Annotated in this window: 24 protein-coding genes; 15 read left to right on the forward strand and 9 right to left on the reverse strand. The window is 72.5% G+C overall.

The features are described 5' to 3' along the window. Positions 1 to 57: 57 nt before the first annotated feature. Complete coding sequence (nosR, locus tag FJ694_RS04985; protein ID WP_232539902.1) at positions 58 to 1392, forward strand: response regulator c-di-GMP phosphodiesterase, NosR family; 1335 nt, start codon at positions 58 to 60, stop codon at positions 1390 to 1392. Positions 1393 to 1420: 28 nt separating this feature from the next. On the opposite strand, the gene FJ694_RS04990 is transcribed toward nosR, so the two are convergent. Then, positions 1421 to 2347, reverse strand: a complete 927-nt coding sequence (locus FJ694_RS04990) for a DUF808 domain-containing protein (RefSeq protein WP_157264829.1) — start codon at positions 2345 to 2347, stop codon at positions 1421 to 1423. 127 nt (positions 2348 to 2474) lie between these two features. On the opposite strand from FJ694_RS04990, the gene FJ694_RS04995 reads away from it, so the two are divergent. From FJ694_RS04995 to FJ694_RS05045, 11 genes are all read left to right on the forward strand, one after another. Next, positions 2475 to 2753, forward strand: a complete 279-nt coding sequence (locus FJ694_RS04995; RefSeq protein WP_157264831.1) for a hypothetical protein — start codon at positions 2475 to 2477, stop codon at positions 2751 to 2753. Positions 2754 to 2922: 169 nt separating this feature from the next. Further along, the gene (locus FJ694_RS05000; RefSeq protein ID WP_157264833.1) at positions 2923 to 4086 is read left to right on the forward strand and encodes an acyl-CoA dehydrogenase family protein; all 1164 of its coding nucleotides are present in this window, start codon (positions 2923 to 2925) and stop codon (positions 4084 to 4086) included. Between the two features lie 76 nt (positions 4087 to 4162). After that, positions 4163 to 4942 carry an SDR family NAD(P)-dependent oxidoreductase gene (locus FJ694_RS05005; protein ID WP_157264835.1) on the forward strand — a complete coding sequence of 260 codons (780 nt, stop codon included), beginning with the start codon at positions 4163 to 4165 and terminating at the stop codon, positions 4940 to 4942. Continuing rightward, complete coding sequence (locus tag FJ694_RS05010; protein WP_157264837.1) at positions 4939 to 5985, forward strand: phosphotransferase family protein; 1047 nt, start codon at positions 4939 to 4941, stop codon at positions 5983 to 5985. The genes FJ694_RS05005 and FJ694_RS05010 overlap by 4 nt, the downstream gene beginning before the upstream one ends. Beyond that, positions 5978 to 6400 (forward strand): DUF6285 domain-containing protein, encoded by a 423-nt coding sequence (locus FJ694_RS05015; protein ID WP_157264839.1) that lies wholly within the window; start codon positions 5978 to 5980, stop codon positions 6398 to 6400. The genes FJ694_RS05010 and FJ694_RS05015 overlap by 8 nt, the downstream gene beginning before the upstream one ends. 68 nt (positions 6401 to 6468) lie before the next feature. Next, on the forward strand, positions 6469 to 7518 hold the full coding sequence (locus FJ694_RS05020) for a LacI family DNA-binding transcriptional regulator (RefSeq protein ID WP_157264841.1): 1050 nt from the start codon (positions 6469 to 6471) through the stop codon (positions 7516 to 7518). Positions 7519 to 7615: 97 nt separating this feature from the next. Then, positions 7616 to 8383, forward strand: coding sequence for a sugar phosphate isomerase/epimerase family protein (locus FJ694_RS05025; RefSeq protein WP_157264843.1), 768 nt, complete (start codon positions 7616 to 7618; stop codon positions 8381 to 8383). Then, the gene (locus FJ694_RS05030) at positions 8380 to 9345 is read left to right on the forward strand and encodes a sugar kinase (RefSeq protein ID WP_157264845.1); all 966 of its coding nucleotides are present in this window, start codon (positions 8380 to 8382) and stop codon (positions 9343 to 9345) included. The genes FJ694_RS05025 and FJ694_RS05030 overlap by 4 nt, the downstream gene beginning before the upstream one ends. Beyond that, on the forward strand, positions 9342 to 10331 hold the full coding sequence (locus FJ694_RS05035; RefSeq protein WP_157264847.1) for a 2-hydroxyacid dehydrogenase: 990 nt from the start codon (positions 9342 to 9344) through the stop codon (positions 10329 to 10331). Before FJ694_RS05030 ends, FJ694_RS05035 begins: the two co-directional genes overlap by 4 nt. An 11-nt stretch (positions 10332 to 10342) precedes the next feature. Then, entirely contained in the window at positions 10343 to 11158 is an 816-nt protein-coding gene (locus FJ694_RS05040) for a shikimate dehydrogenase family protein (protein WP_157264849.1), read from the forward strand. A gap of 68 nt (positions 11159 to 11226) precedes the next feature. Further along, entirely contained in the window at positions 11227 to 12261 is a 1035-nt protein-coding gene (locus FJ694_RS05045; RefSeq protein WP_157264852.1) for a TRAP transporter substrate-binding protein, read from the forward strand. Between the two features lie 252 nt (positions 12262 to 12513). Here the strand turns inward: FJ694_RS05045 and FJ694_RS05050 are convergent, their stop codons facing one another. The 5 genes from FJ694_RS05050 to nadC form a co-directional block, all read right to left on the reverse strand. Then, positions 12514 to 12786 carry a hypothetical protein gene (locus tag FJ694_RS05050; protein WP_157264854.1) on the reverse strand — a complete coding sequence of 91 codons (273 nt, stop codon included), beginning with the start codon at positions 12784 to 12786 and terminating at the stop codon, positions 12514 to 12516. A gap of 4 nt (positions 12787 to 12790) precedes the next feature. After that, positions 12791 to 14674, reverse strand: a complete 1884-nt coding sequence (feoB, locus tag FJ694_RS05055; RefSeq protein ID WP_157264856.1) for a ferrous iron transporter B — start codon at positions 14672 to 14674, stop codon at positions 12791 to 12793. Between the two features lie 22 nt (positions 14675 to 14696). Continuing rightward, positions 14697 to 14939, reverse strand: coding sequence for a FeoA family protein (locus tag FJ694_RS05060; protein ID WP_157264858.1), 243 nt, complete (start codon positions 14937 to 14939; stop codon positions 14697 to 14699). A gap of 107 nt (positions 14940 to 15046) precedes the next feature. Continuing rightward, complete coding sequence (locus FJ694_RS05065) at positions 15047 to 16243, reverse strand: cytochrome-c peroxidase (RefSeq protein ID WP_157264860.1); 1197 nt, start codon at positions 16241 to 16243, stop codon at positions 15047 to 15049. Positions 16244 to 16415: 172 nt separating this feature from the next. Then, the gene (gene nadC / locus FJ694_RS05070; protein ID WP_157264862.1) at positions 16416 to 17276 is read right to left on the reverse strand and encodes a carboxylating nicotinate-nucleotide diphosphorylase; all 861 of its coding nucleotides are present in this window, start codon (positions 17274 to 17276) and stop codon (positions 16416 to 16418) included. Between the two features lie 128 nt (positions 17277 to 17404). Between nadC and FJ694_RS05075 the strand changes: the two genes are divergently transcribed. Continuing rightward, the gene (locus FJ694_RS05075) at positions 17405 to 18928 is read left to right on the forward strand and encodes a CoA-acylating methylmalonate-semialdehyde dehydrogenase (protein WP_157264864.1); all 1524 of its coding nucleotides are present in this window, start codon (positions 17405 to 17407) and stop codon (positions 18926 to 18928) included. 43 nt (positions 18929 to 18971) lie between these two features. Then, positions 18972 to 19403, forward strand: a complete 432-nt coding sequence (locus tag FJ694_RS05080; RefSeq protein ID WP_157264866.1) for a DUF29 domain-containing protein — start codon at positions 18972 to 18974, stop codon at positions 19401 to 19403. Positions 19404 to 19468: 65 nt separating this feature from the next. Here the strand turns inward: FJ694_RS05080 and FJ694_RS05085 are convergent, their stop codons facing one another. From FJ694_RS05085 to FJ694_RS05095, 3 genes are read right to left on the reverse strand one after another with little or no spacing between them, the layout of a single operon-like run. Then, positions 19469 to 22141: an AAA family ATPase gene (locus tag FJ694_RS05085; RefSeq protein ID WP_157264868.1), complete on the reverse strand. Its 2673-nt coding sequence runs from the start codon at positions 22139 to 22141 to the stop codon at positions 19469 to 19471. Beyond that, positions 22138 to 23265: a metallophosphoesterase family protein gene (locus tag FJ694_RS05090; RefSeq protein WP_157264870.1), complete on the reverse strand. Its 1128-nt coding sequence runs from the start codon at positions 23263 to 23265 to the stop codon at positions 22138 to 22140. The genes FJ694_RS05085 and FJ694_RS05090 overlap by 4 nt, the downstream gene beginning before the upstream one ends. Before the next feature lie 56 nt (positions 23266 to 23321). Then, entirely contained in the window at positions 23322 to 24341 is a 1020-nt protein-coding gene (locus FJ694_RS05095) for a helix-turn-helix transcriptional regulator (protein ID WP_157264872.1), read from the reverse strand. A gap of 216 nt (positions 24342 to 24557) precedes the next feature. Between FJ694_RS05095 and FJ694_RS05100 the strand changes: the two genes are divergently transcribed. After that, complete coding sequence (locus tag FJ694_RS05100; protein WP_157264874.1) at positions 24558 to 25643, forward strand: hypothetical protein; 1086 nt, start codon at positions 24558 to 24560, stop codon at positions 25641 to 25643. Positions 25644 to 25711: the final 68 nt, after the last annotated feature.

Genomic DNA, 25711 nt, shown 5'->3' on the forward strand with positions numbered 1-25711 from the left:
CCGAAGGGGGCGCTCCGTCCTGCCCGGCGGGACCGCGCGCAGCGCGAGGGTGCCCCGGTGAGCGCGCCGGCCCTGCCCGTCCTGGCCGAGGCCGTCGCTGCCGACGCCGGCACCGCGCCGTTCACGGTGCTGTGCGTGGACGACGAGCCCAACATCCTGTCCTCGCTGCAGCGCGCGCTGCGCAATCCGCGCCTGCGCGTGCTCACCGCGCCGGGCGGCGCCGAGGCGCTGGACATCCTGCGGCGCACGGCGGTGGACCTCGTCATCAGCGACATGCGCATGCCCGGCATGGACGGCGCGCAGCTGCTGGAGGAGGTGCGCCGGCACTGGCCCGACGTGATGCGCATGCTGCTCACCGGCCATGCCGACATGGGCTCGACCGTGGCGGCCATCAACCGCGGCGGCATCTTCCGCTACGTGCACAAGCCCTGGGACGCGGCCGAGCTGCTGGGCGCCGTGGAGCAGGCCACGGCCATGCTGACGCTGCAGCGCGAGCGCGACCGGCTCGAAGCCCTGACGCAGCACCAGAACGCCGAGCTGCAGGTCTTCAACCGCGAGCTGGAGCAGCGGGTGGCCGCGCGCACGGCCGAGCTGGAGAAGGCCAATGCGCGGCTGAACGCGGGCTACCTGCAGTCGATCAAGGCCTTCATGGGCCTGCTGGAGCTGCGCAACGGCGCGCTGGCCGGGCATGGCCGGCGCGTGGCGGACACGGCGCGCCACATCGCGCGCGCCATGGGGCTGGGCGAGGACCTGGTCAAGCAGGTCTTCATTGCCGGGCTGGTGCACGACATCGGGCTGCTGGGCCTGTCCGACCAGCAGCTCGACAAGCCCACGGGCCGCTACAGCGCCGACGAGATGGAGCACTACCGCAACCATGCGCTGCGCAGCGAGCAGGCGCTGCTGGCGCTGGACGACATGCACGCCCTGCTGCCGCTGGTGCGCCACCACCACGAGCACTTCAACGGCTCGGGTTTCCCCGGGCAGCTCGCCGGCACGGCCATCCCGCTGGGCGCGCGCATCCTGGCCGTGGCCGATGCCTGGGACGACCTGCTGCACGGCCAGACCATCGAGCAGAAGCTCTCGCCCCAGGAGGCGCGCGTGCTGATGCAGCGGCGCGGCGGGCTGCAGTTCGACCCGCAGGTGCTGGAGGTTTTCCTGGAGCTGACCGCGCCCAGGGTGGCCGCCCCGGCGCCGGCGCGGCTGGTGCTGCCCACCAGCGCGCTCAAGGAAGGCATGGTGCTGGCCGAGGACCTGCTGTCGGCGCAGGGCGTGATGATGCTGGCCGCCGGCCACCGGCTGACGGCGGCGCTGATCACGCGGCTCGCCGACTTCGAACGCCGCCAGGGCTTGTCGCTGATGGCGGCGATCCAGCCCGCGGGCAGCGCCGGCTGAGCGCCGGCCGGCCGCGCGGGCCGGGCGGTCAGTGCGCCGCCGAGCGGGTGCGTCCGCGCAGCCGCTGCACCAGCATCACGGCCAGCAGCACCACCGCGCCGGCGACCAGCCCCACGGCGGCGTCGAACAGGCTCGTCAGCAGCAGCGCCATCGCGCCGCCGCTCTCGGCGGTGGCGTGCTCGATCCAGTGGTGCAGCGCGCCGACGCCGTGCACCAGGATGCCGCCGCCGACCAGGAACATGGCCGCGGTGCCGGCTACGGACAGCGCCTTCATCAGCCAGGGCGTGGCGCGCACGATGCCGCTGCCGATGGCGCGCACCGCCGCCGAGGCGCGGCGCTGCAGCGCCAGGCCCAGGTCGTCGAGCTTGACGATGCCCGCGACCACGCCGTAGACGCCCACCGTCATCGCCAGCGCGATCGTCACCAGCACGGCCACCTGTGTCGTCAGCGGCTGCCCGGCCACGGCGCCCAGCGTGATGGCGATGATCTCGGCGGAGAGGATGAAGTCGGTGCGCACCGCGCCCTTGATCTTTTCCTTCTCGAAGGCGACCACGTCCACCTGCGGGTCGTCGAGCGCGCGCACCAGCTCCGCGTGCGCGGCCTCGTCCTCGGCCTTGCTGTGCAGGAAGCGGTGCGCAAGCTTTTCCACGCCCTCGAAGCACAGGAACAGGCCGCCCACCATCAGCAGCGGCGTCACCAGCCAGGGCGCGAAGGCGCTGATCAGGAGCGCCGCGGGCACCAGGATCGCCTTGTTGACGAGCGAGCCCTTGGCCACCGCCCACACCACGGGCAGCTCGCGCTCGGCGCGCACGCCCGTGACTTGCTGCGCGTTGAGCGCCAGGTCGTCGCCCAGCACGCCGGCCGTCTTCTTGGCCGCCACTTTCGACAGCACCGCCACGTCGTCGAGCACGGTGCTGATGTCGTCCACCAGTGCGAGCAGGCTTCCGGATGCCATGGTTCTCCCTTCGTGCAATTCCCGCGATGCAGGTAAGGGGCAAATCCTGGGCCATTTGTTTCGGGCATGGCGCTTGCGGCACGCTGACGATCCGTTTCGAAGAACGGCCAACCCGGAGGTTTCAACCATGGCTGACTCACGCTCCACCGACGCCCATTTCGAACGCTACCGCGAGGAGTACGCGCGCCAACTGGACGAGAAATACCGCGCCATGCGGCGCCAGGGCTCGCGCCACGGCGCGCATGCCCCCTGGCGCCAGGCGCCCGACGCCTCGCAGCACCAGGACAGCGCGCTCGAAGGCCTGGGCCGCGCCCTGTCGGCGCCGCTGTTCGGCGCCACCGACGAGCCGGCCGTGGAGAACCAGCCCGGGCGCGAAGACATTCCCGTCTCGGGCCGCATCGCCTGACCCTCGCTGCACCGTCCGGGCCCGGGATCGCCTCGGGCCGGGCACGCCTGCCGCATTGCGGGCGATCCCCTAGGCGCCGGCCGGCCCGGGGTGGACATACTGCGGCGGCGCCACCCTGTGCACTTTGCTGCATGGGGTTGGGCCCCAACCCGGAACTCGCCTGCATCCCATGGACTTTTCCCTTTCCCCGGCGCTGCTGGAGCTGCAGCAGCGCACCCGCCGCTTCATTGCCGAAGAAGTGATGCCGCTGGAGCGCGACGCGCGCCAGACACCGCACGGCCCCAGCGAGGAGCTGCGCCGCGAGCTGGTCGGCCGCGCCCGCGCCGCCGGGCTGCTCACGCCGCATGCCCCGCGCGAGCTGGGCGGCCTGGGGCTGACGCACGTGGAGAAGGCGATCGTTTTCGAGGAGGCCGGCTACTCCACGCTGGGCCCGACCGCACTCAACATCCACGCGCCCGACGAAGGGAACATCCACCTGCTGGAGCAGGTCGCCACGCCCGCGCAAAAGGATCGCTGGCTGCGCCCGCTGGTGCAGGGCCACACCCGGAGCTGCTTCGCGATGACGGAGCCCGCGCCCGGCGCCGGCGCCGACCCGTCGATGCTGGCCACCACCGCGGTGCGCGACGGCGACGAGTACGTGATCAACGGCCGCAAGTGGTTCATCACGGGGGCGGAGGGCGCGGCCTTCACCATCGTCATGGCGCGCATGGAGGACGGCTCGGCCAGCATGTTCCTGGCCGACATGGACCGCCCCGGCATCCGCATTGAGCGGTTGATGGATGCCATGGACAGCTGCTTCACCGGCGGCCATGCCGTCATGGCCTTCGAGAACCTGCGCGTGCCCGCCGGCGACGTGCTGGGCGAGCTGGGCAAGGGGTTCAAGTACGCGCAGGTGCGGCTGGCGCCGGCGCGCCTCACGCACTGCATGCGCTGGCTGGGCCAGGCGCGGCGCGCGCACGACGAGGCGCTGGCCTACGCGCGCGAGCGCCAGGCCTTCGGCAAGCCGCTGGGCGAGCACGAGGGCGTGAGCTTCATGCTCGCCGACAACGACATGGATTTACATACCGCCCGGCTGCACATCTGGCACACCGCCTGGCTGCTGGACCAGGGGCAGCGCTGCAACTTCGAATCGAGCCGCGCCAAGGTGGTCTGTTCGGAGGCCGAGTGGCGCGTGGTGGACCGCTGCGTGCAGATCCTGGGCGGCCAGGGCGTCACGGGCGAGCGCATCGTGGCGCGCATCTTCAGCGACCTGCGCGCCTTCCGCATCTACGACGGCCCGAGCGAGGTGCACCGGTTCAGCATGGGCAAGAAGATCGTGGCGGGGCGCGCATGAGCGCCGCCGCACGGCCGCTCCGAAGGCGGCACTCCGTCCCCCGCGGGGGGACCGCGCGCAGCGCGAGGAGGCATCAATGAGCGGCGCCATTGAAGGCATGTTCCGACTCGACGGCCGGCTGGCGCTGGTCACCGGCGCCTCCAGCGGGTTGGGCCGGCACTTCGCGCTGACGCTGGCGCGCGCCGGGGCGCGCGTGGCCGTGGCCGCCCGGCGCGTGGAGGCGCTGCAGGCGCTGGTGGACGAGATCCGGGCGCTGGGCCGCGACGCCTGGGCGCTGCCGCTGGACGTGGCCGACGCCGCCAGCGTGCGCGGTTGCTTCGACGCCCTGGCGGCACAGGCCGGCGTGCCGGAGATCCTGGTCAACAACGCCGGCACCACCGTCACGAAACCGCTGCTGCACCAGACCGAGGCCGACTGGGACCTGGTGGTCGATACCAACCTGAAAGGCGCCTGGCTGGTGGCCACCGAGGCCGCGCGCCGGCTGGTGGATGCCGGGCGCGGCGGCAGCCTGGTGAACATCGCCTCGATCCTGGCCGAGCGCCAGGCCGGCGGCGTGGCGCCCTATGCCATCTCCAAGGCCGGGCTGGTGCAGGCGACCAAGTCGATGGCGCTGGAGCTGGCGCGCCACGGCATCCGCGTCAATGCGCTGCTGCCCGGCTACGTGGTGACGGACCTGAACCGCGAGTTCCTGCAGTCGGACGCGGGCAACAAGCTGCGGTCGCGCATTCCGAGCCGGCGCTTCGGCGAGATGGAAGACCTCGACGGCCCGCTGCTGCTGCTGGCCAGCGACGCCGGCCGCGCCATCTCCGGCGCGACGCTGGCGGTGGACGGCGCACACCTGGTGAGCTCGCTGTGAGCGCGGGGCTCGACGACGCCCAGCGCGCCTCGCTGGAAGGCTTCATCGCCCAGGCCGCGGGTGCGCGCTCGGCCGCCGTCACGCAGTCGCAGCTGCTCTCCGGGGGCGCGATCCAGGAGAACTGGCGGCTGGACGTTCAACTCGACGGCGGCCCGCTCGAAGGCGATCTGTCGGCCGTGCTGCGCTGCGACTCGCCCTCGGCCGGCGTGGCGACCAGCCACGGCCGGGCGCAGGAGTTCGCACTGCTGAAAGCGGCTCACGCGGCCGGCGTGACCGTGCCCGAGCCGCTGTGGCTGTGCGAGGACCGGGCTGTGTTCGGGCGGCCCTTCTTCGTGATGCGGCGCGTGGCGGGCACGGCGGCGGCGCACCGCATCGTGAAGGACCCGGCGCTGGGCGGCGACCGCGTGCGGCTGGCCGAACAGCTCGGGCGCGAGCTGGCGCGCATCCACTCGATCCGCCCGCCGCGGGCCGACCTGGCCTTCCTGCAGCGGCCGGAGCTGTCGCCGCCGGCGTGGCTGGTCGCTCGCGCGCGGCGCTGGCTCGACGGCCACGACACGCCGCACCCGGTGCTGGAGTGGGGCCTGCGCTGGCTGGAGCGGCACGCGCCGCCGGCGGGGGAACTGACGCTCTGCCACCGCGACTACCGCAGCGGCAACTACATGGTGGACGGCCAGGGGCTGACCGGCATCCTGGACTGGGAGTTCGCCGGCTGGAGCGACCCGCTGGAGGACATCGGCTGGTTCTGCGCCAAGTGCTGGCGCTTCGGCCGCAACGAGCTGGAGGCCGGCGGCATCGGCGCGCGCGAGGATTTCTACCGCGGCTACGAAGCCGAATCGGGCCGGCGCATCGAGCGCGACCGGGTGCGCTACTGGGAAGTCATGGCGCACGTGAACTGGGCGCTGATCTCGATCCAGCAGGCGCAGCGGCACGTGTCGGGCGAAGAAAGTTCATTGCTGCTGGCCCTGACCGCCCACATCACGCCCGAGCTGGAACTGGAACTCCTCCACATGACCCGCGGCGACGAGGTATCGAACCATGCGTGACCACCCTGACGGGGCCGAGTTGCTGCAGGCGGCGCGCGCGCTGCTGCGCGACGCCGTGCTCCCTGCCCTGCCCGCCGAGCAGCGCCACAACGCGCTGATGATTGCCAACGCCCTGGGCATCGCCGAGCGGCAGCTGCGCGCGGGGGATGCGCCGGCGCTGGCGGAATGGCGCTCGCTGCGCTCACTGCTGGGCATCGGCCTGGATGGCGATGACGAGGACCCGTGCGCGCCACCGGCCGCCGACGAGCTGGAAGCCACGCTGGCCGGGTTGAACCGCGTGCTGGTGCAGCGCATCCGCGCCGGCGAGGCCGACCCGGGGCAGCCGCTGCACGCGGGGCTGATGCATCACCTGGAATCCGTCGCGCTGCAGCGGGTGGCGGAAAGCAATCCGAAGGCGTTGCCGGTGGGGGATTGAGGCCTCCAAACTGGCCTTCGGGGCTTTTCTTGAAACCGGTTTCCGTGCGAGCGGACTACAGTAACAGCATGTCTGCCCCGTCCACCGCCGCCGCCGTGTCCCGCCCCCGCCCCACCATCGACGACGTCGCCCGCGAAGCCGGCGTCTCGAAAGCGACGGTGTCGCGCGTCCTGAACCGCCGCGGCGAGCTGATGAGCCCCGAGCTGGCGGCGCGCGTGCAGGAGGCCATCGAGCGCCTGGGCTACGCGCCCAGCCCCATGGCGCAGGCGCTCAAGCGCGGGCGGTCGCGGCTCATCGGGCTGGTGGTGGCGGACGTGGCCAATCCCTTCTCGGTGGCGGTGCTGCAGGGCGCGGAGAAGGTCTGCCGCGCCGCGGGCTACATGCTCATGCTCTTCAACCTGGGCGACGACGAGGCACGTGAGCGCGAGGCGATCGCGGCGCTTGCCTCGTACCAGGTCGAGGGCTTCATCCTCCACGCCCTGGGCCGCGAGCGGCAAGTGCTCGACGACGCGCTGCAGCGCGGCAAGCCGATCGTGCTGGTGGACCGGGCGCTGGACGCGCCGCTGGACCTGGTGGGCCTCGACAACGCGCAGGCCGTGCCGCTGGCGCTGGCGCACCTGCTGCAACAGGGCTGGAACGAGCTGCTGTTCGTCACCGAGCCGATCCACCACGCCAGCTCGCGCAAGGAACGGCATGCCGCCTTCCACGCCTTCGTGGACGCGCACGCCGGCCCCTGCCGCGGGGAAAGCGTCGAATGCGCGCCCGGCGACGACGCGGCGCTGGACGGGGCCCTGCGCGCCCTGCTGCATCGCGCCGGCAAGAAGCGCCGCCCGGCGGTGCTGGCGGTCAATGCCGTGGTGAGCCTGCGCGTGGCCGCCGCCGCCAAGCGCCTGGGGCTCACGCTCGGCCGCGAGCTGGGCCTGGTCGGCTTCGACGAGACCGACTGGGCAGGACTGGTGGGACCGGGCATCACCACGCTGGCCCAGCCCACCGGCGAGATCGGCGAGCGCGCGGCGCGCTGCCTGATCGAGCGCCTCGAAGGCCAGCCCGTCGAGCCCCGGCGCTTCCGCTTCCCGGCCCGGCTGATCGTGCGCGGGTCGTCGCAGGACGGCGCCTGAACCCCGGTTCGTCCATCTCCGGGAAAGCCCGCATACCGTTCTGAAACCGGTTTCTTAAACTTGCCTGAAACCGGTTTCTGAGGTTCGGTCCATCGCCATGACACTTCCGCCCGTCCTGATTTCCCTTGGCGCCTTCGGCGCGTCCGAAGTGCGCCGCCATGGCCAGTGCGGGTTCGCGCGGCTGGCGGCCGAGGCCGGGGCGGACGGCGTGGAGGTACGTGCCGAACTGCTCACCGACCCGGCGCGCGAGCTGCCGGCGCTCGCGGCGCTGGCCGATGCCGCCGGGCTGGCGCGCGTCCATTCCAGCCCGGACGGGCTGTGGAACGCTGAAGGCGCACTGGACGAATCGGCGCTGGAGCGCGCCCTGGAGCAGGCGCGGCTGCTGGGCGCGCCGCGGCTGAAGATCTCCATCGGTGGCTACGTGAGCGGCGGGCGCGGCCTGGAGCGGCTGGCGCGCCGGCTGTCCGGGACCCCGGTGCAATTGCTGATCGAGAACGACCAGACGGAAGCCGCCGGCACCCTGCCCGCGCTGCGCCGCTTTTTCGCCGACGCGCGGGCCGCCGGCCTGCTCCTGCCCCTGACCTTCGACATGGGCAACTGGCACTGGCTGGGCGAGGACCCGCTGCAGGCGGCGCAGGCGCTCGCGCCCGAAGTCGGCTACGTGCACTGCAAGGGCGTGCAGCGCCGGCCGGACCGCTGGGTGGCCGTGCCGCTGCGGGAGTCGGCCGCCCCGTGGCGCGCCGTGCTGCGCGCGCTGCCCGCGGGCGTGCCGCGCGCCATCGAGTACCCATTGCAGGGCGACGACCTGGCGGCCGTGACGCGCGCCGAAATCGCCCTGCTGCGCCGCGTGGAGACCGATCGATGAATACCCCCCCTGACACCCGCCCCGCCCTCGACGTCGTCACCCTGGGCGAGGCCATGCTGATGCTCGTGGCCGACGAGGCCGGGCCGCTGGAAGACGTGCAGCACTTCCACAAGCGCACGGCGGGCGCGGAAACCAACGTCGCCATCGGGCTGTCGCGACTGAACCTGCGCGTCGGCTGGGGCAGCCGGCTGGGCGCGGACTCGATGGGCCGCTACCTGCTGGCCGAGATGCGGCGCGAGGGCATCGACTGCTCTCGCGTGGAGATGGCCGCCGGCGAGCGCAGCGGCTTCCAGTTCAAAGGCAAGGTGCTCGACGGCAGCGACCCGCCGGTGGAGTACCACCGCGCCGGCTCGGCCGCCAGCCGCATGGCGCTCGCCCACCTGGACGAGGCCTGGCTGCTGGGCGCGCGGCAGCTGCACGTCACGGGCGTGTTCCCGGCGCTGTCGGCGAGCACGCTGGAGGTCACGCGCCGTGCCATCGCCGTGATGCGCGCGGCCGGCCGGCGCCTGTCCTTCGACCCGAACCTGCGCCCCACGCTTTGGGCCTCGCAGGACCTCATGCGCGACACGCTCAACGGGCTGGCCGTGCAGTGCGAGCTGGTGCTGCCGGGCATCGAGGAGGGCTTCATCCTCACCGGCACGCGCGACCCGCAGGGCATCGCCCGCTTCTACCGCGAGCGCGGCGTCGCCACCGTCATCGTCAAGCTGGGTCCGGACGGCGCGTACTTCGACGACGCGGCGCAGGGCACCGGCCGCGTGGACGCCTTTCCCGTCGAGAAGGTGGTGGACACCGTGGGCGCCGGCGACGGCTTCGCCGTGGGCGTGATCAGCGCGCTGCTCGAAGGCCGCACCGTGGCCGAGGCCGCGCGCCGCGGCGCCTGGATCGGGGCGCGCGCCGTGCAGGTCACGGGCGACACCGAGGGGCTGCCCACGCGCGCGCAACTGCAGGAGGCCGGACTGTGAGCCAGGAAAGAAAACAGGTCGTCGTTTTCCGCGCGCTGCCGCCGGACCTGCTGGCGCGCATCGAGGCGCGGCACGACGTCACCGTGGCCGACCCGCGCCGCGCCGAGGAGCTGCCGCGCTTCCTGGCGGCGCTGCCGGCGGCGCAGGGGCTGATCGGCTCCAGCTTCAGGCTCGACGCGGACCTGCTCGACCGCGCCCCGGCGCTGGAAGTGATCTCCAGCATCTCGGTGGGCGTGGACAACTACGCGCTGCCCGACCTGGAGCGGCGCGGCATCACGCTGTGCCACACGCCCGGCGTGCTGACCGAGACCACGGCCGACACGCTGTTCGCGCTGATCCTGTGCGCCAGCCGCCGCCTGGTGGAGCTGTCCAGCCTCGTGCGCGAGGGCCGCTGGACGCGCAACGTCGGCGAGGACCTGTTCGGCTGGGACGTGCACGGCAAGACGCTGGGCATCCTGGGCTTCGGCCGCATCGGGCAGGCGCTGGCGCGGCGCGCGGCGCTGGGCTTCGGCATGCCGGTGCTCTACCACGATCCCTTCGAGGTCCAGGTCCCGGCGCTGGCCGGCCTGGCCGTGCAGCGGCCGCTGGACGAGGTGCTGCAGCGGTCAGACATCGTGGCGCTGACGCTGCCGCTGACCGACGCGACGCGCGGCCTGATGGGCGCGCGCGAGTTCGCCCTGATGAAGCCCGGTGCCTTCTTCGTCAACGGCGCCCGCGGCGGCCTGGTGCAGGAGGACGCGCTGCTGCACGCGCTGGACCACGGCAGCCTGCGCGCGGCGGCGCTGGACGTGTTTGCCACCGAGCCGCTGCCGCTGGACTCGCCGTTGCGCACGCACCCGCGCGTGACGCCGCTGCCGCACATCGGCTCGGCCACGCACGAGACGCGCCGCGCCATGGCCGAGCTGGCCGTGGACAACCTGCTGCAGGCGCTGGCGGGCCAGGCGCCGCGCCATGCCTTCCTGCCCGGCCGCTTCCGCACCGCTTGAGGAGATTCCCGATGCCCCGATCCATTCCCACCCTGTGCGGCTCCATCATGGGCTCACCCTTCACCTTCAACGTCAGGGTGCACAACGCCGCCTATGCGGCGCTGGGCCTGGACTACACCTTCGTGTGCTTCGGCGTGGAGGACGTGCCCGGCGCCATCGCCGCGGTGCGCGCCCTGGGCATCCGCGGCCTGAACGTGTCGATGCCGCACAAGCAGGCCGTCATCCCGCACCTCGACGCGCTCGACGAGACCGCGCGCGCCATCGGCGCGGTCAACACCATCAACCACGTGGACGGCAAGCTCACCGGCTACAACACCGACTGCATCGGCGCGGTGCGGGCGCTGGAGGAGATCACGTCCCTGCCCGGCCAGCGCGTCGCGCTGCTGGGCGCGGGCGGCGCGGCGCGCGCCATCGCCTACGGGCTGCGCCAGGCCGGCGCGCAGGTCACGGTGTTCAACCGCACCGCGGAAAAGGCGCAGGCGCTGGCGCGCGATTTCGGTCTTGCCTTCGGCGGCACGCTGCGGGACTTCCAGGCCGAAGCCTTCGACGGCGTGGTCAACGCCACCGCGGCGGGCTTCAGGGCGCCGGACGTGAACCCGGTGGCCGGGCAGCTCGCGCCGCACCTGTTCGTGATGGACGCGGCCTTCATTCCCGTGCGCAGCCGGCTCATCCGCGATGCCGAGGCGCTGGGCTGCCGTACCTCGGACGGCACGCGGATGATGCTGCACCAGGCCCGCGGCCAGGTCGAGCTCTACAGCGGCGGCCTGCAAGCGCCGCTGGAGGCGATGAGCGCGGCGCTGCTGGCCGAGATCGAGCGCGTGGGCTGAGTCCGGCCCTTGACCTTCTTCAATGCTTGTACCGGCCCCCGCGCCGGAGAGTCCCAGGAGACAACACCATGAACGTGAACCCCTTCAAGCGCAGCCTCGTCGCCGGCGTCATCGGCGCCTGCTTTGCCACCTTCGCCGCCACCGGCGCCCTGGCCGCGGACATCAAGGACCGCAACATCAAGCTCCCCATCGTCAACCAGATGGACCATCCGCAGGGCCTGGGCGCGCAGAAGTTCGCCGACCTGGTCAGCGCCAAGAGCGGCGGCAAGATGAAAGTCAAGGTGTTCCCGGGCGGCACGCTGGGCGGAGAGCAGCAGGTGGCCTCGGCCATGCAGGGCGGCACGGTGGAGGCGTCGATGATGGCGCCGGCGCAGCTGGTGGGCATGATCAAAGAGTTCGTGCTGCTGGACTTCCCCTTCAGCTTCGCCAACGAGCGCGAGGCCGACGCCGTGCTCGACGGCCCGGTGGGCAGGAAGCTGATGGACCGCCTGCCCGAGAAGGGCCTGGTCGGCCTGGCCTACATGGAGCAGGGCTACCGCAGCATCACCAACAGCAAGCGGCCGATCAACAAGCTGGAGGACATCCAGGGCCTGAAGGTGCGCACCATCCTCAACCCGCTCTACATCGACATGCTCAACGCGCTGGGCGCCAACGCCGTGCCCATGCCCTTCCCCGAGCTCTACACCGCGCTGGAATCGAAGGCCGTGGACGGGCAGGAGAACCCGTACAGCACCGCAGAGGCCTCGAAGTTCTACGAGGTGCAGAAGTACATGAGCAACACGCGGCACATCTACAACCCGCAGATGCTGCTGGTGAGCAAAAAGTTCTGGGACCAGCTCTCGGCCGACGAGAGGAAGATCCTGCAGGACGCGTCCATCGAGGCACGCGACTACCAGCGCAAGGTGGCGCGCGACATGAGCGAGAAGTCGCGCCAGGCGCTCGTCAAGCACGGCATGCAGATCAACGACCTGCCCGCAGCCGAGCTGCAGCGCATGCGCGAGAAGGTGCAGCCGGTGGTGGCCAAGTACGCCGCGCAGGTGGGCGAGCCGCTGGTCAAGGAGTTCCAGGCGGAGCTGGAGAAGGCGCGCGCGGCGGGGAAGTGAGCGGAAGAACGGATGGCGGCTTCGACGCCATCAATGCGCCGCGAACGCGAAGCACACAGGCCGACAGCCACTGCGCCGTCATCCCGGCGAAAGCCGGGATCCACGCACACCGAAGCAGTGGAACGGCCAGCGTCGGCACATGCCTGCGACGGCCAGCGTGGCATCGCAGCGTTCGTGGATTCCGGCTTTCGCCGGAATGACGACGTTTTCCCTGCGGCCTTGATGGTGGCGTGCGAACCGCCGGACCTTGGCTCAGGAACGCCGCTTCAGGTCCAGCCGGATCGGCTTGACCTCGGCGGCCGCGGCGCCGCCCGCCGCGTCCTTTCTCCCCGGCCCCGGCCCGCACCCGCCGCCGCAGCCGCCGCAGCCGCCCGCGGCTTCCGGCGCCATGCGCCGGGCCAGGGCCGGCACGTGGCGCTGGATCCAGCCCCGCAGCGCGCGCTTGAGCGGCGCGGGCATCAGCACCCAGGCGGCATAGGCGCCGGCCCAGGCCACCAGCAGCGACACGATCAGGGTCTGCGCCATCGCTTCAACCTCCACCGAGTGCCAGCGCCACGCGGTAGGTGACGAAGGCGGCCGCGTAGGCCAGCGCGAACAGGTACAGCGCCATCACGACGGGATAGCGCCAGGCATTGGTCTCGCGCTTGACGGCGGCCAGCGTCGAGATGCACTGCGGCGCGAACACGAACCACGCCAGCAGCGAGAAGCAGGTGGCCAGCGGCCACTGCTGCGCAATCAGCGGCGCTAGCGCCTGGTCCACGCCCTCGCCCGAGAGCGCGTACACCGTGCCCAGCGCGCTGACCACGACCTCGCGCGCGGCCAGGCCCGGCACCAGCGCGATGCTGATCTGCCAGTTGAAGCCCAGCGGCGCGAAAACGTATTCGAGCAGGTGGCCCAGGCGGCCGGCGAAGCTGTACTCGATGGCCGTGCCGCTCCAGTCGGCCGGCGGCGCCGGGTAGCTGGAGAGGAACCACAGCAGCACCGTCAGCGCGAAGATGATCGTGCCCACGCGGCGCAGGAAGATGCGCGCGCGCTCCCACAGCCCGATGCCGAGGTTGCGCAGCCCCGGCACGCGGTACGGCGGCAGCTCCAGCATCAGCGGCTGGTAGCGGCTGCGGTGCCACACGCGCTTGAACACCCAGGCCACCGCCATGGCCGAGGCCACGCCGGCCACGTACAGCGCGAAAAGCGTCAGGCCCTGCAGGTTGAAGGGGCCCACCGAGCGCTCCGGGATGAAGGCGCCGATGAGCAGCGCATACACCGGCAGCCGCGCCGAGCAGGTCATCAGCGGCGCCACCATGATCGTGGCCAGCCGGTCGCGCCAGTGCGTGATGGTGCGCGTGGCCATCACGCCCGGCACCGCGCAGGCGAAGCTGGAGAGCAGCGGGATGAAGGCGCGGCCCGACAGGCCGACGCGGCCCATCAGGTTGTCGAGCAGGAAGGCCGCGCGCGGCAGGTAGCCCGAGTCCTCCAGGAGGAGGATGAAGAAGAACAGGATCAGGATCTGCGGCAGGAACACCAGCACGCCGCCGGCGCCGGCGATGGCGCCGTCCACCAGCAGGCTGCGCAGCGGGCCCTCGTCCATGTGCGCGGTGGTCCACTCGCCCAGGGCGGCGAAGCCGGCCTCGATCGCGTCCATGGGCACGCTGGCCCACGAGAACACGGCCTGGAACACCACGAACAGCAGCGCCGCCAGGATCACCAGGCCCCACACCGGGTGCATCACCCAGGCGTCGAGCCGGTAGTTGAAGCGTTTTACCTGCAGCGCGCTGGGGGCCGCCACTTCGAGGATGCGGCGCACTTCGAGCTGCAGCGCATGCGTGTCGGGCAGCGACAGCACGTGCGGCGCGTTGAGCCGCGGGTCGGGCGGGTCGGACTGCAGGTGCCGCACCAGTTGCTCGGTCAACGCCTTGTGGCCGTCGCCCTTGACGGCGATCGTCTCCACCACCGGGCAGCCCAGCTCGGCCGAGAGGCGCTGCGTGTCGATGTGGATGCCGCGCGCGCGCGCCACGTCGGTCATGTTGAGCGCGAGCATCATGGGCCGGCCCAGGCTCTTGAGCTCCAGCACCAGGCGCAAGTTCATGCGCAGGTTGGTGGCGTCCACCACCGCCACGATGTAGTCGGGCACCGCCTCGCCCACGCGCTGCCCCTGCAGCACCTGCAGCGTGACCTCCTCGTCTGGCGTCGCCGGGCGCAGGCTGTAGGCGCCGGGCAGGTCGATGACCTGCACGCCGTGGCCGCCGGGCAGCCGCGCGGTGCCGAGCTTGCGCTCGACGGTGACGCCGGCGTAGTTGGCGACCTTCTGGCGCGCGCCGGTGAGCAGGTTGAACAGCGCGGTCTTGCCGCAGTTGGGGTTGCCCACCAGGGCCACGCTGGGCAGCGCGGTGGGGGACGGCAGCTCGGCGGCGGTCATCGTGTGGGGTGCTCCGCCGGCTTCAGTCCGGGATGACTTCGATGCTGCGCGCCTCGGCCAGCCGCAGCGCGAACATGGTCTGCCCCACCGTCACGGCCAGCGGCTCGCGCCCGCCCGGGCCGCGGCGCAGCAGCTGTACCGGCTCGCCGGGCAGGAAACCCAGCTCGCCCAGGCGCTGCAGCGCGGCGGCATCCAGCGGGGGAGCTTCGGGCAGCACGCGCCGCACGGTGGCGCAGGCGCCGTTGGGCAGTTCGGAAAGCAGCATCGGCAGGCGGAATGGATTTGCAAATGAGAGTATGTCTCATTATCACCTGCCGCCGGCGCGCCGGGGCGCAACGGGTCTTGCGCCAGCACCAGCGGCGGCGGCGGCGCTCAGGGCTGCCAGCCGTCGGTGAGCGTGTTCAGGAAGGCGATGAGGTCCTCGATTTCCGCGGCGCTGAGCGCCGGTACGGCGCCCGCCTGACGATCGTAGGGTGCCTCCGTGCGGTTGACGTTGACCCGGTAGGCCGCCGGCAGGTCGTCGAACGGGATCACCCTGCCGTCGGCCTGCGTGTACCAGCGCGCAGGATCGGTGTCGCGCGTGACGTAGAAGGCCAGCGCCTCCTTGAGGTCGGTGAAGCGGCCGTTGTGGAAGAAGCTGCCGCGCAGCGCCACGTTGCGCAGCGTGGGCACCTTGAAGGCGCCGCACAGGTCCGTGCGCCGCTCGAAGCCCGGCACGGCGCACAGGCCCAGGTCGAAGAACGCCGGGTCATCCCGCACGGTCTTGAGCTTCGGGTTGCGCGGCACGCCCAGCGCGTCGTAGCTGAAGTCGGTGAAGAGCGGGTGCAAGCCGTCGGCGCCCTTGGCCGACGGGTGGCAGGCGGCGCAGTTGCCCTTGGCGGGCGAGTTGAACAGCTCCAGGCCGCGCTGCTCCGCGGCGGTGAGCGTGGCCTTGCCGCGCAGGACCGCGTCGAACTTGCTGCTGAAGGGTGCGAAGGCAACGTCTTCCTGCTGCAGCGCCTGCAGCGCGAGCCGGGCGCGGTCGAAGGCGTCGTGCGGGCGGTCGAAGATGTCCTCGCCAAAGGCCTGGCGGAACTCGGCCGCGTAGGGCGCGGCGGCGAGCTTGCGCACCACGTCCTCGACCGAGTCGTTGGCCATCTCGGACGGGTTCAGGAACGGGCCGCCGGCCTGGTCCTTGAGCGAGGCGGCGCGCCCGTCCCAGAAGAAGCCGCCGGTGGGCGTGCCTTCGCTGTCGAAGTGGAAGCTGGTGTTGAACTTCAGGTAGCGGATCGACGGCGAGCTGCGCCCGCCCTGCCCGGCCACGGTCAGCTTGCCGCCGGGCTGGCCCGCCGCATGGTCGGGCGCGCCGTGGCCGTGGGCCGGATCGTGGCAGCTCTGGCACGACTGTCGGCCCGAGGCCGACAGCGTCTGGTCCACGAAGATCTTCGCCCCCAGCCGCGCTGGCGCCGACAGCGCGGATTCACCGGCGTCACCGGCACCGGCGCTCTCCGTGGAGCCGCCGCCCCCGCATGCGCTCACCAGCACCACCGCCAGCGCCGCGACCGCCTGTCGCATGAATTTCGAGTGCATCACCGGACTTCCAGGCGCCCCTCGCGCCCATGAAGTCAAATGATAGGAATTCGCGTTTGCAGCTGTCGCGCAGTCGCGCCGGCGCGACGTGACTTGTTGAGCCAGCGCAAGAATCCGCGCGAGGAATACGCGCCGGGCCCCCGTGGGGCGGCCCGGCCGCGCGGGCGCCGGGTCAGCCCGTCACGCGCATCGACAGGTCCACGGCGCGCACGTCCTTGGTGAGCTTGCCGCTGGAGATGCGGTCCACGCCGGTGGCGGCGATGCGGCGGATGGAGTCCAGGTCCACGCCGCCGGAGACCTCCAGCACCGCGCGCCCGGCGTTGAGCGTGCAGGCGGCGGCCATGTCCTCGAAGCTGAAGTCGTCGAGCAGCACGTTCTTCGCGCCGGCCTCCAGCGCCTGCTGCAGCTCGTCGAGGCTTTCGACCTCGATCTGCACGTCCACGCCGGCATGCAGCGCGAAGGCGGCCTGCAGCGCCGGCCGGATGCCGCCGGCCGCGGCGATGTGGTTCTCCTTGATCAGGATGCCGTCCCACAACGCCATGCGGTGGTTGTGGCCCCCGCCCACGCGCACGGCGTACTTCTGCGCCTGGCGCAGGCCCGGCAGCGTCTTGCGCGTGTCGAGCACCTTGCAGCCGTGCGGATTGGGCGACAGGCCCTGGATCGCGTCCACGTACGAGCGCGTGACGGTGGCCACCGCCGAGAGCGTCTGCAGGAAGTTCAGCGCCGGGCGCTCGGCCGAAAGCTGGGCGCGGGCGTCGGCCTCGATGCGCACGAGCACCGTGCCGGCCTCGACCCGGTCGCCCTCCTGCACCGCCCAGGCCAGGCGCGCATCCGGGTCCAGCGCGCGGAAGCAGGCGTCGAACCAGGGCCGGCCGGCGATCACGGCGCCCTCCTTGGCCACCACGTGGGCCTGCACGCTGCGGCCGGCGGGCACGAGCTGCGCCGTCCAGTCGCCGCGGCCGATGTCTTCCATCAGCGCGTCGCGCACGTTGCGCGCCAGCGCCGTCTCCAGGGTCTCGTTGCTGTCGAACATGGGGTTTGTCAAACGGGTCGGAAGGAACCCGTCAGTGTCGCAGCTTCAACGGCCCCTCCAGCCGGCGCGGCGCGCGCGGCGCCTAGACTTGGCGCCATCCCCTCCACACAACACCAGCGAGACAAGCCATGGGTGCCTCCGACCTGCTCCACAACGTTACCGCCGCCACCGTCGGCCACTGGATCGGCGGCCGCGCCGTCACCGAGGGCGCGCGCAGCCAGGACGTGTTCAACCCCGCCACCGGAGAGACGGCGCGCCAGGTGCTGCTCGGCGGCGCGGCCGAGGTCGCCGCCGCCGTGGCCGCGGCCCAGGCCGCCGCCCCCGCCTGGGCCGACACGCCCCCGCTGCGCCGCGCGCGCATCCTCAACAAATTCTTGGCGCTGATGAACGAGCACCGCGACACGCTGGCGGCGCTGATCACGGCCGAGCACGGCAAGGTGTTCAGCGACGCGCAGGGCGAGGTCACGCGCGGCATTGAGATCATCGAGTTCGCCTGCGGCATCCCGCAACTGCTCAAGGGCGACTTCGGCGACCAGGTCTCCACCGGCATCGACAACTGGACGCTGCGCCAGCCGCTGGGCGTGGTCGCCGGCATCACCCCGTTCAACTTCCCGTGCATGGTGCCGTGCTGGATGTTCCCGGTGGCGCTGGCCTGCGGCAACCCGTTCATCCTCAAGCCCAGCGAGCGCGACCCCTCGCCTTCCCTCTTCATGGCCGACCTGCTGCGCCAGGCGGGCCTGCCCGACGGCGTCTTCAACGTCGTGCAGGGCGGCAAGGAGGCGGTCGATGCCCTGCTGGAGCATCCGGACGTCAAGGCCGTGAGCTTCGTCGGCAGCACGCCCATCGCGCACTACATCTATGAGACGGGCGCGCGCCACGGCAAGCGCATGCAGGCGCTGGGCGGCGCCAAGAACCACCTGGTGGTCATGCCCGACGCCGACCTGGAGCAGGCCGTGGACGCGCTCATCGGCGCGGCCTACGGCTCCGCCGGCGAGCGCTGCATGGCGATCTCGGTGGCGGTGCTGGTGGGCGACGTGGCCGACAGGATCGTGCCGAAGCTGGCCGAGCGCGCGAAGGCGCTGAAAGTGAAGAACGGCATGGAGCCCGATGCCGAGATGGGCCCCATCGTCACGCGCGCCGCGCTGGAGCGCATCGAGGGCTACATCGCCACGGGCGTCGAGGAGGGCGCGGCGCTGGTGGTTGACGGTCGCAACTACAGCGTGCCCGGGCACGAGGCCGGCTTCTTCACCGGCGGCACGCTCTTCGACCACGTCACGCCGGAAATGCGCATCTACAGGGAGGAAATCTTCGGCCCAGTGCTGGCCTGCGTGCGGGTGCCGGACTTCGCCGCCGCCGTCGACCTCGTCAACGCGCACGAGTTCGGCAACGGCGTGGCCTGCTTCACCAGCGACGGCCACGTGGCGCGCGAGTTCGGCCGCCGCGTCGAGGTGGGCATGGTCGGCATCAACGTGCCCATTCCCGTGCCCATGGCCTGGCAGGGCTTCGGCGGCTGGAAGAAGAGCCTGTTTGGCGACATGCACGCCTACGGCGAGGAAGGCGTGCGCTTCTACACGCGCCAGAAGTCGATCATGCAGCGCTGGCCGGCGAGCATCGGCAAAGGCGCGGAGTTCGCGATGCCGACCTCGAAGTGAGGCGCGCCGCAGCGCGATAAGCCACAACCTGGATGCCCAGGCCATGCACACCTACGAGCAGGACGTTCATGCCTGGGCCTTCGAACAGGCGCGCCTGCTACGCGAGGGCCGCTTCGAGTCGTTGGACGTGGAGCACATCGCCGACGAAATCGAAGCCGTGGGTCGGAGCGAGCAGCGCCACGTGGGCAATGCCTTGGCGGTGCTGCTGGCGCATCTCCTGAAATGGCAGTTCCAGCCCAAGCGTCGGGGTGCCAGCTGGGAAAAGACGATCAAGGCGCAGCGCAAGGAGATCGGCTATGCACTGGACGAATCGCCCAGCTTGCGCCCGAAGCTGCAGGAGCCACGCTGGCTCGACATGGTGTGGGCCCGCGGCGTGGCGCAGGCCGTGAACGAGACCGGGCTGGACTGCTTTCCCGAGCAGTGTCCGTGGGTGGTCGAGGACGAGGTGCTGGCGGACGGCTGGCTGCCGGGCTGACTTCTCCTGCCCTGTTGAAGAAGGCGGCCCCGGCCGCCTTTTTCAATTTCAATGGCCGGCGGCCTTCACCGCGCCTGCCGCAGCGCCTCGATGCTGCGCGCCGCCACCCCCAAATCCCGCCACGCCTCCGGGTGGCAGCTGAAGACCAGGATCTGGTGCCGCGTCGCCGCGTCGAACAGGATGCGCTTCATGGCCGCCAGGCGCAGCGCGTCGCTGTGCACCAGCGCGTCGTCGAGCAGGATCAGCGTCGGCCGCCCCGCCTCCTGCAGCAGGTCGGCGTAGGCCAGGCGGCTGATCAGCCCCATCTGCTCGCGCGCGCCGAAGCTCAGCTGCTCGAAGGCGCCGCTGCCCTCGCCGTCCACGCTTGAGCCGTCGCCGCGCCTGAGCGGCCCGGGCATCAGCGTCTCGTCGAGCTCCACCCGCGCCTGCGGAAACAGCAGCCCCAGGTAGCGGTTGAGGTGCTTCTGCAGCGGCGCCTGCAGCCGCTGCGTCAGCGCCCGGCGCTTCTCGTTGAGCAGGTTCAGCAGCAGGTCCAGCGCCTGGGCGCGGCGCTGCAGCTCGGCCACGCGGCGCTGCGCACGCTCCAGCGCGGCGAGCTGCGCGGCGAGCTGGTCCTCCAGCCCCTGCGCGCCGGCCTCGTCGAGCCGGATGCGCAGCGCCTCGCGCTCGCCGCGGCGCGCCTGGTAGGCCTGCAGCGCCACGTCGGCGCTGCGCGTCAGGCGCAGCACGTCCTGCTGCAGCAGCTCCGGCCGCTCGGCCGCGATCTCGGCCTGGCGCGCGCGCAGCAGCGTTTCCAACTCCTCGCGCCGGCGCAGCAGCGCCACGCGCTCGGCTTCAGCCCGCTCCAGCGCCAGGCGTTGTTCCGGCGACTCCAGCACGGCTTTCAGCGCGTCGCGCTCGCGCTGCGCGTGCTGCGCCGCGGCCTGCGCCTGCGCCAGCGCGGACTCGGCGTGCTGTGCCGCCGCCTGCGCCTGCTCGGCCTGTTGATGGGCCGCCTTCACGGCCTGCTCGGCCTGCGCGGGCGCGGGCACGTCCGCGCCGGCATCGGCGTCCGGCAGCGCAGCGACCTGTTCCTGCAGCGCCGCGGCGCGGGCGCGCACTTCGTCGGCCTGCCCTTGCAACGCCGGCACGCCCTGCGGCGCGAGCTGCGCCAGCAGCGCCTGGCGGGTGTCGATCTGCGCAGCCAGCACGCGCTGGCGCTCGTGGCGCGCCTCGGCCTCGGCCAGCGAGCCCACGCCGAGTCGGCGCTGCAGCGCCTGCAGCGCGGCGGCGGCGGCGTCGAGCTGGGCCGCGAGCTTGTGCAGGTCGGCGCCGCCCGGTGTGACGGTGAGCTGGCCCATCCCCGGCAGCTCCAGCACCGCCGGCTGCAGCAGCAGCCGCCCGCCCTTGCCGTCCAGCACCTCGCCATCCAGGCGCGGCGAAGCGCCGGCATCGCCCTCGACGTGAAGATTCCAGCGCAGCTGCGTGGCCGCGGCTTCGCGCCGCAGCTCCAGCTCGCGCAGCCGCTGCTCCTGCGCGCGCAGCTCCTTGAGCTGCGCCGCGTCCAGCGCCGAGTGCCGCGCCTCCTCGCGCAGCCGCGCCAGCTCGGTGCCGTGCGCCTGCGCCTCGGCCAGCGCCGCCTGCAGGGCCTGCGCGCGTTGCGCCGCGTCCGTGAACTCGCGCTGCAGCGAGTCGAGCCACTGCCGCTCGCGCGCGCGCTCCAGCAGCGCCTGGGCGCCGACGTGCGCCTGGCGCGCGTCCTGCGCCCGCTGCCGCGCCGGCGCCAGCCGCGCCTGCGCCTCCTCCTGCGAGCGCAGCGCCGCAGCCAGCGCCGCCTCGCGCTGGGCCAGCAGCCGCTGCTGCTGCGCGTGGCCGTCGAGCTGCTGCTGCAGCAGGTCGATCTGCCGCTGCAGCGGCCCGAGCTGCTCGCGCTGCGCCTGCAGCTGCCCGGCGGCGGCCTGCAGGGCGTCGAGCCGCTGCTGCGCCGCCTGGCGCTGCTGCTGCATCGGCTCCCAGGGCCGCTCGGCCTCGTCCAGCGCGATCTCGGCCTGCACCTGGCCGAGCCGGTCCACCTGCTCGCGGTACTGCGCCAGGCGCTGGCGCGTCTCCGTCAGTTCCGACTGCAGTTGCTCCCGCAACTGCAGCGCCTCCAGCAGCGCGCCGCGCGGCTCGCCCTTCTTCTCGGTCAGCAGCGCGTTGCGCTCCTCGCGCACGCGTGCCAGCACGTCGTCGCCGGCGGTGCTGGCGACCTCGCCCAGTGAACCCTGCAGCGCGGTGCGCAGGTGGTCGGTGGCGTGCAGCACCTCGTCGCGGATCTGGTGGCTGCTGCCCTGCTCGATCCACAGCAGCCCCGGGATGCCCCAGTGCTCCGGCTTGCTCTCGCCGCGCTGCGCCAGCTGGAAGCCCAGCAGCTCGCACAGCCGCCCTTCGGCGTCGTCGTTCTCCAGCGCCGTGTCGTCCACCTGCAGCCGGCAGCGCTTGCGCTGGAGGAACTGCTTGTGGAGCCGCCAGCGGCTGCCGCCGGTTTCGAACTCCAGCTCGACGCTGGGGCTGGCGCCGCCGTCACCCCAGGGTTGCAGCTCCTTGACGCTGCTGGAGCGGTAGCGCTCGAAGAAGGCGGCGCGGATGGCGCGCACGATGGTGCTCTTGCCCGACTCGTTGGGCCCGGTGAACAGGTTCAGCCCCGGTTCCAGCCCGGAAAGCTCCAGCGGCTGGCGGAACTGTTTGAACTGCTCGATGCGCAGGCGTTGCAGCTTCATGCGGACTTCCCCTCAGCGGCCGGCGCCTGGCGCTCGCGCAGCAGCCCGGCCAGCACCGACAGCGCCTCGCGCGCGACCTCGTCGCCCTCCTGGCGCGCGCGCAGCGCGCCCAGCACCTCGCCCAGGTAGCCATCGGCGCGCAGCGACTCGACGTCGGCCTCGGTGGGTGCCAGCTGCAGCGCCTCCTGGTCGAGCTGCAGGCTGCGCAGCCGCCCCGCGGCCTGGCCCAGCAGCGCCTGCAGCCGCTGGTGCGAGGCCAGGTCTAGCCGGCCCGAGAGCGTGAGCGCCAGCACGTCCGATGCGCCCAGCGCCACGAGCCGCTCGCCCAACTGCTCCACGTCGCCCGGCAGCGACAGCGTTTCACCGTGCTCATGCCAGCGGTGCAGCGCCACGGCATGCGGCGTGACCTCGGGCAGCGCGCCCGGCGCCGCGATGGCGACCTCCAGCACGTGTCCCGGGGCATTGCCCTTGAAACGGTCGGGCTCCGGCGTGCCGCTGTACCAGGTGCGCTCGTCAATGGGCTTCATGCCGTGCCAGTCGCCCAGCGCCAGGTAGTCCAGCCGCGCCCGGCGCGCGCGGTCCGGCGCGATCGGGTTGGCCGAATCGACCTCCTCGGCCAGCAGCCCCTGCACGCTGCCGTGCGCCAGGCCCACGCGCACCAGGCCGGGCGGCGTCTCCAGCGTGTCGAAGGGCTCGGTCAGGTCGGTGTGCGTGTGGCGCTGCGTCAGCGGCGCGCCCAGCACCGCCAGGCCGATGCCGGCGAAGGCGCGCACGCCGCCCGTCTCGAACAGGTGCACGTTGGGCGGGATGCAGTTGAAACGCCGGGCGCGCGTCCACACGCTCTCGGCCAGCGCAGCGTCGTGGTTGCCCGGGATCAGCACCCAGGGCCCGTCGAAGGCGGCCAGCGCGTTGAAGAGGCGGCGCAGCGTGCGCTCGGACACCGTCTGGGCGTCGAACACGTCGCCGGCCACCAGCACCGCGTCCACGCGGCGCTCGCGCGCCAGCGCGGCGATGCGCTCCACGGCCAGGAAGCGCGCCTCGGCCAGCGGGATGGCGTCCTCGGGCGCGAAGCGGCCGTACTGGCGGCCGATCTGCCAGTCGGCGGTGTGCAGGAATCGGGTCATGTCAGGGGGTACTTCGAAGTGCGCGAAGGCGCGGCGCGCCGCAAGAGGCTGGATTGTCAGGCGCCCGCGTACTGCCCGGCCGCGTCCTTGAGCCGCTGCGCCACCAGCGCGGCGAGGCTGGCGGGCTTGAGCACGCGCACCTGCTCGCCGTGGCGCAGCACGTCCATGGCCAGCTCGGTGGCCTCGGCATAGGGCAGCCTGAGCGTGAGCGCGCCGTCGCTCTCCAGCACCGACTCCTGCGCCGGGTGCCACTGCTCGTGCGCCACCCACTGCGCGGCTTCGGGCGTGAAGCGCAGCACCGCCCACTGCAGCCGGCCGTTGCCGGCGCCGCCGGCGAAGATGCCGTAGCCCGCGTCGAGCTCGGACTCCACGGTGCGCAGCCCCACGTCGCGCGCGCGCTGCTCCAGCGCCACGACCGTGCGCACGGCGTCCAGCGCGAAGCGGCGCAGCCCCTCGCTGGCGTGGCACCAGCCGTCGAGGTACCAGGTGTTGCGGTAGTGCACCAGGCGCTGCGGCGAGACCACGCGCTCGGTCTGCTCCTGGCGGCTGCGCACGAAGTAGGTCATGCGCACGCGCTGGCGCCGCGTCAGCGCGCTGCCGATGAGCTCGAAGTGCCGCGGCACCACCGGGCGGCGCGCCGGGTGCGCGATCTTCACGCGCCGCATCAGCTCGCGCGCCTCGCCCTCGCAGGTGCCCAGCATGCCGTGCAGCCGCTCCAGCAGCGGCTGCAGGTGGCGCGCCAGCACGCCGCCCTCGTCCAGGCCCTGGATGAGCTGGTGCATGGTCAGCAGCGCGTGGATCTCGCTCTCGCTGAACCACAGCCCGGGCAGCTCGTGCGCGGCGGCGCCGGCCTCGGCGCGCACGCCGTCGGCCGCCGCGGCGAAGCGGTAGCCGTTGCTCAGCCGGTCATAGACGATGGGCGCGTTCATGCGCGAGCGCAGGTACTCCAGGTCGCGCTTGAGCGTGGCGCGCGAGACGCCCAGCTCGGCCATCAGCTCCGTGAAGCTTACGCAGCTGCCGTTGGCGCGGCTGCGGATGAGCATCTCGATCCTGTAGAAGCGTTCGGTACGGTCCACGCCTTCCTCCCCGGGGGCCTTTTTGGTCCGGATCGTAACAACGGCCCCCGCGCCGGAAGCTGACAGCCGCGGCCCCAACCGCCGCCGCGCCCTGCCCGCGCGGCACCCGCCACCGCTGTTCCCAGGGCTTTATCCACAGGCTCACGTGGTGAGCCCCGACAAAGGCATACTGTACGAATCCACAGGTTGCAGACAGCGTTATCCAGGAGCCGCGACATGACCACCCAGGGGAGGCTTGAATTCGACATGCCGGTGCAGGACCCGGTGGGTTTCGACATCGGCTGGGAGCACGCGCGCCACGCCCTGGCGCCGCCGCCGGCCTTCCTGGGCCCGGACAGCGCGCTGCGCCAGGGCTGGGAGGCGGGCCAGGCGCGCTGCGCCAAGCGCACGCGCGCGGCCACGCCCTCGGTGCGCGAGTGGCTGCGGCTGCGGCTGCGGGCCTGGGGAGAGGGGCGCGAGTTCGAGGCGACGCAGGTCACGCCGGCCTTCCTGCGCCAGATCGAGGTCGGCCACTGCCCCGTCACGCGCGAGCCGCTGACGCAGGGCCTGGACCAGCCCGGCGACGCCTGCGTGGACCGCGTCTTCGACGCCGCCGGCTATGCCGCGGGCAACCTGGCGGTGCTGAGCGCCGGCGCCAGCCAGGCCAAGGCCGGTCGCGACCTCGAGGGCGTGCGCGCGCAGCTGCAGCGCATGGCGCGCGGCGGCCTGGCCACGCTCGACGGGCTGAGCGCCGCGCAGTGGGAGCGCGTGGGCACGCTGGTGTCCTTCGTGACTCGGCTGCCGCACGAGGAGGCGGCCAAGCTGCCGCTGCACGTGCTGCCACCGCCGCGGCTGCGGCTGCTCAACCCGGTGCAGGGCCTGCAGTCGCTGCTGACGCTGCAGCTGGCGCATCCGCAGTGGTCGCTCCGGCTCGCGCGCATCGAGGCGCTGTTCGAGGCCATGGGCCTGCGCCAGGACTACAACCTGTTCATCCACACCCTGATCCCGCGCGTGATCGCCGCCGGCGTGCGCGACGACGCGCTGCGCCTGCGCTGGGCGCTGGAGGATGCGTGGTCGCACGAAGCGCTGAACCGCCGCTGGCAGCGCCTGGCGCTGCGCCTGGATGCCGACGCGAGCGAGACGCTGGTCGGGCGCATGGTGGCGCGCGGCCTGGCGCCGCAGGGCGTGCAGGCGCAGGCCGGCGAGCCGGCCACCGAGGGCTGGGCGCTGGAGCGCCGCGGCAAGGCCGCGGCGCCGGTGCGCGGCGGTGGCGGTGGCGGTGCCCGGCGTGCGCCGCAGCCGCGCGTGGCCGGCCGCGCCTGAGGCGGCAGCGGACGCGGGCGGCGCCGGCGCGCCTGACACGAAGCCGCCACGATTTCCCGGCTCGTGCC

Source organism: Azohydromonas aeria (genome assembly GCF_009760915.1).
GTDB classification, from domain to species: domain Bacteria; phylum Pseudomonadota; class Gammaproteobacteria; order Burkholderiales; family Burkholderiaceae_C; genus Azohydromonas; species Azohydromonas aeria.

Excerpts from the sequence above, each read along its gene's own strand:
- nadC (WP_157264862.1), bottom strand. The coding sequence starts at position 17,276 with ATGTTCGACAGCAACGAGACCCTGGAGACGGCGCTGGCGCGCAACGTG.
- FJ694_RS05015 (WP_157264839.1), top strand. The coding sequence starts at position 5,978 with ATGCGTGACCACCCTGACGGGGCCGAGTTGCTGCAGGCGGCGCGCGCG.
- FJ694_RS05040 (WP_157264849.1), top strand. The coding sequence starts at position 10,343 with ATGCCCCGATCCATTCCCACCCTGTGCGGCTCCATCATGGGCTCACCC.
- FJ694_RS04990 (WP_157264829.1), bottom strand. The coding sequence starts at position 2,347 with ATGGCATCCGGAAGCCTGCTCGCACTGGTGGACGACATCAGCACCGTG.
- FJ694_RS05020 (WP_157264841.1), top strand. The coding sequence starts at position 6,469 with ATGTCTGCCCCGTCCACCGCCGCCGCCGTGTCCCGCCCCCGCCCCACC.
- FJ694_RS05000 (WP_157264833.1), top strand. The coding sequence starts at position 2,923 with ATGGACTTTTCCCTTTCCCCGGCGCTGCTGGAGCTGCAGCAGCGCACC.
- FJ694_RS05005 (WP_157264835.1), top strand. The coding sequence starts at position 4,163 with ATGAGCGGCGCCATTGAAGGCATGTTCCGACTCGACGGCCGGCTGGCG.
- FJ694_RS05090 (WP_157264870.1), bottom strand. The coding sequence starts at position 23,265 with ATGACCCGATTCCTGCACACCGCCGACTGGCAGATCGGCCGCCAGTAC.
- feoB (WP_157264856.1), bottom strand. The coding sequence starts at position 14,674 with ATGACCGCCGCCGAGCTGCCGTCCCCCACCGCGCTGCCCAGCGTGGCC.
- FJ694_RS05065 (WP_157264860.1), bottom strand. The coding sequence starts at position 16,243 with ATGCACTCGAAATTCATGCGACAGGCGGTCGCGGCGCTGGCGGTGGTG.
- FJ694_RS05025 (WP_157264843.1), top strand. The coding sequence starts at position 7,616 with ATGACACTTCCGCCCGTCCTGATTTCCCTTGGCGCCTTCGGCGCGTCC.
- FJ694_RS04995 (WP_157264831.1), top strand. The coding sequence starts at position 2,475 with ATGGCTGACTCACGCTCCACCGACGCCCATTTCGAACGCTACCGCGAG.
- FJ694_RS05075 (WP_157264864.1), top strand. The coding sequence starts at position 17,405 with ATGGGTGCCTCCGACCTGCTCCACAACGTTACCGCCGCCACCGTCGGC.
- FJ694_RS05045 (WP_157264852.1), top strand. The coding sequence starts at position 11,227 with ATGAACGTGAACCCCTTCAAGCGCAGCCTCGTCGCCGGCGTCATCGGC.
- FJ694_RS05080 (WP_157264866.1), top strand. The coding sequence starts at position 18,972 with ATGCACACCTACGAGCAGGACGTTCATGCCTGGGCCTTCGAACAGGCG.
- FJ694_RS05030 (WP_157264845.1), top strand. The coding sequence starts at position 8,380 with ATGAATACCCCCCCTGACACCCGCCCCGCCCTCGACGTCGTCACCCTG.
- FJ694_RS05050 (WP_157264854.1), bottom strand. The coding sequence starts at position 12,786 with ATGGCGCAGACCCTGATCGTGTCGCTGCTGGTGGCCTGGGCCGGCGCC.
- FJ694_RS05085 (WP_157264868.1), bottom strand. The coding sequence starts at position 22,141 with ATGAAGCTGCAACGCCTGCGCATCGAGCAGTTCAAACAGTTCCGCCAG.
- FJ694_RS05060 (WP_157264858.1), bottom strand. The coding sequence starts at position 14,939 with ATGCTGCTTTCCGAACTGCCCAACGGCGCCTGCGCCACCGTGCGGCGC.
- FJ694_RS05100 (WP_157264874.1), top strand. The coding sequence starts at position 24,558 with ATGACCACCCAGGGGAGGCTTGAATTCGACATGCCGGTGCAGGACCCG.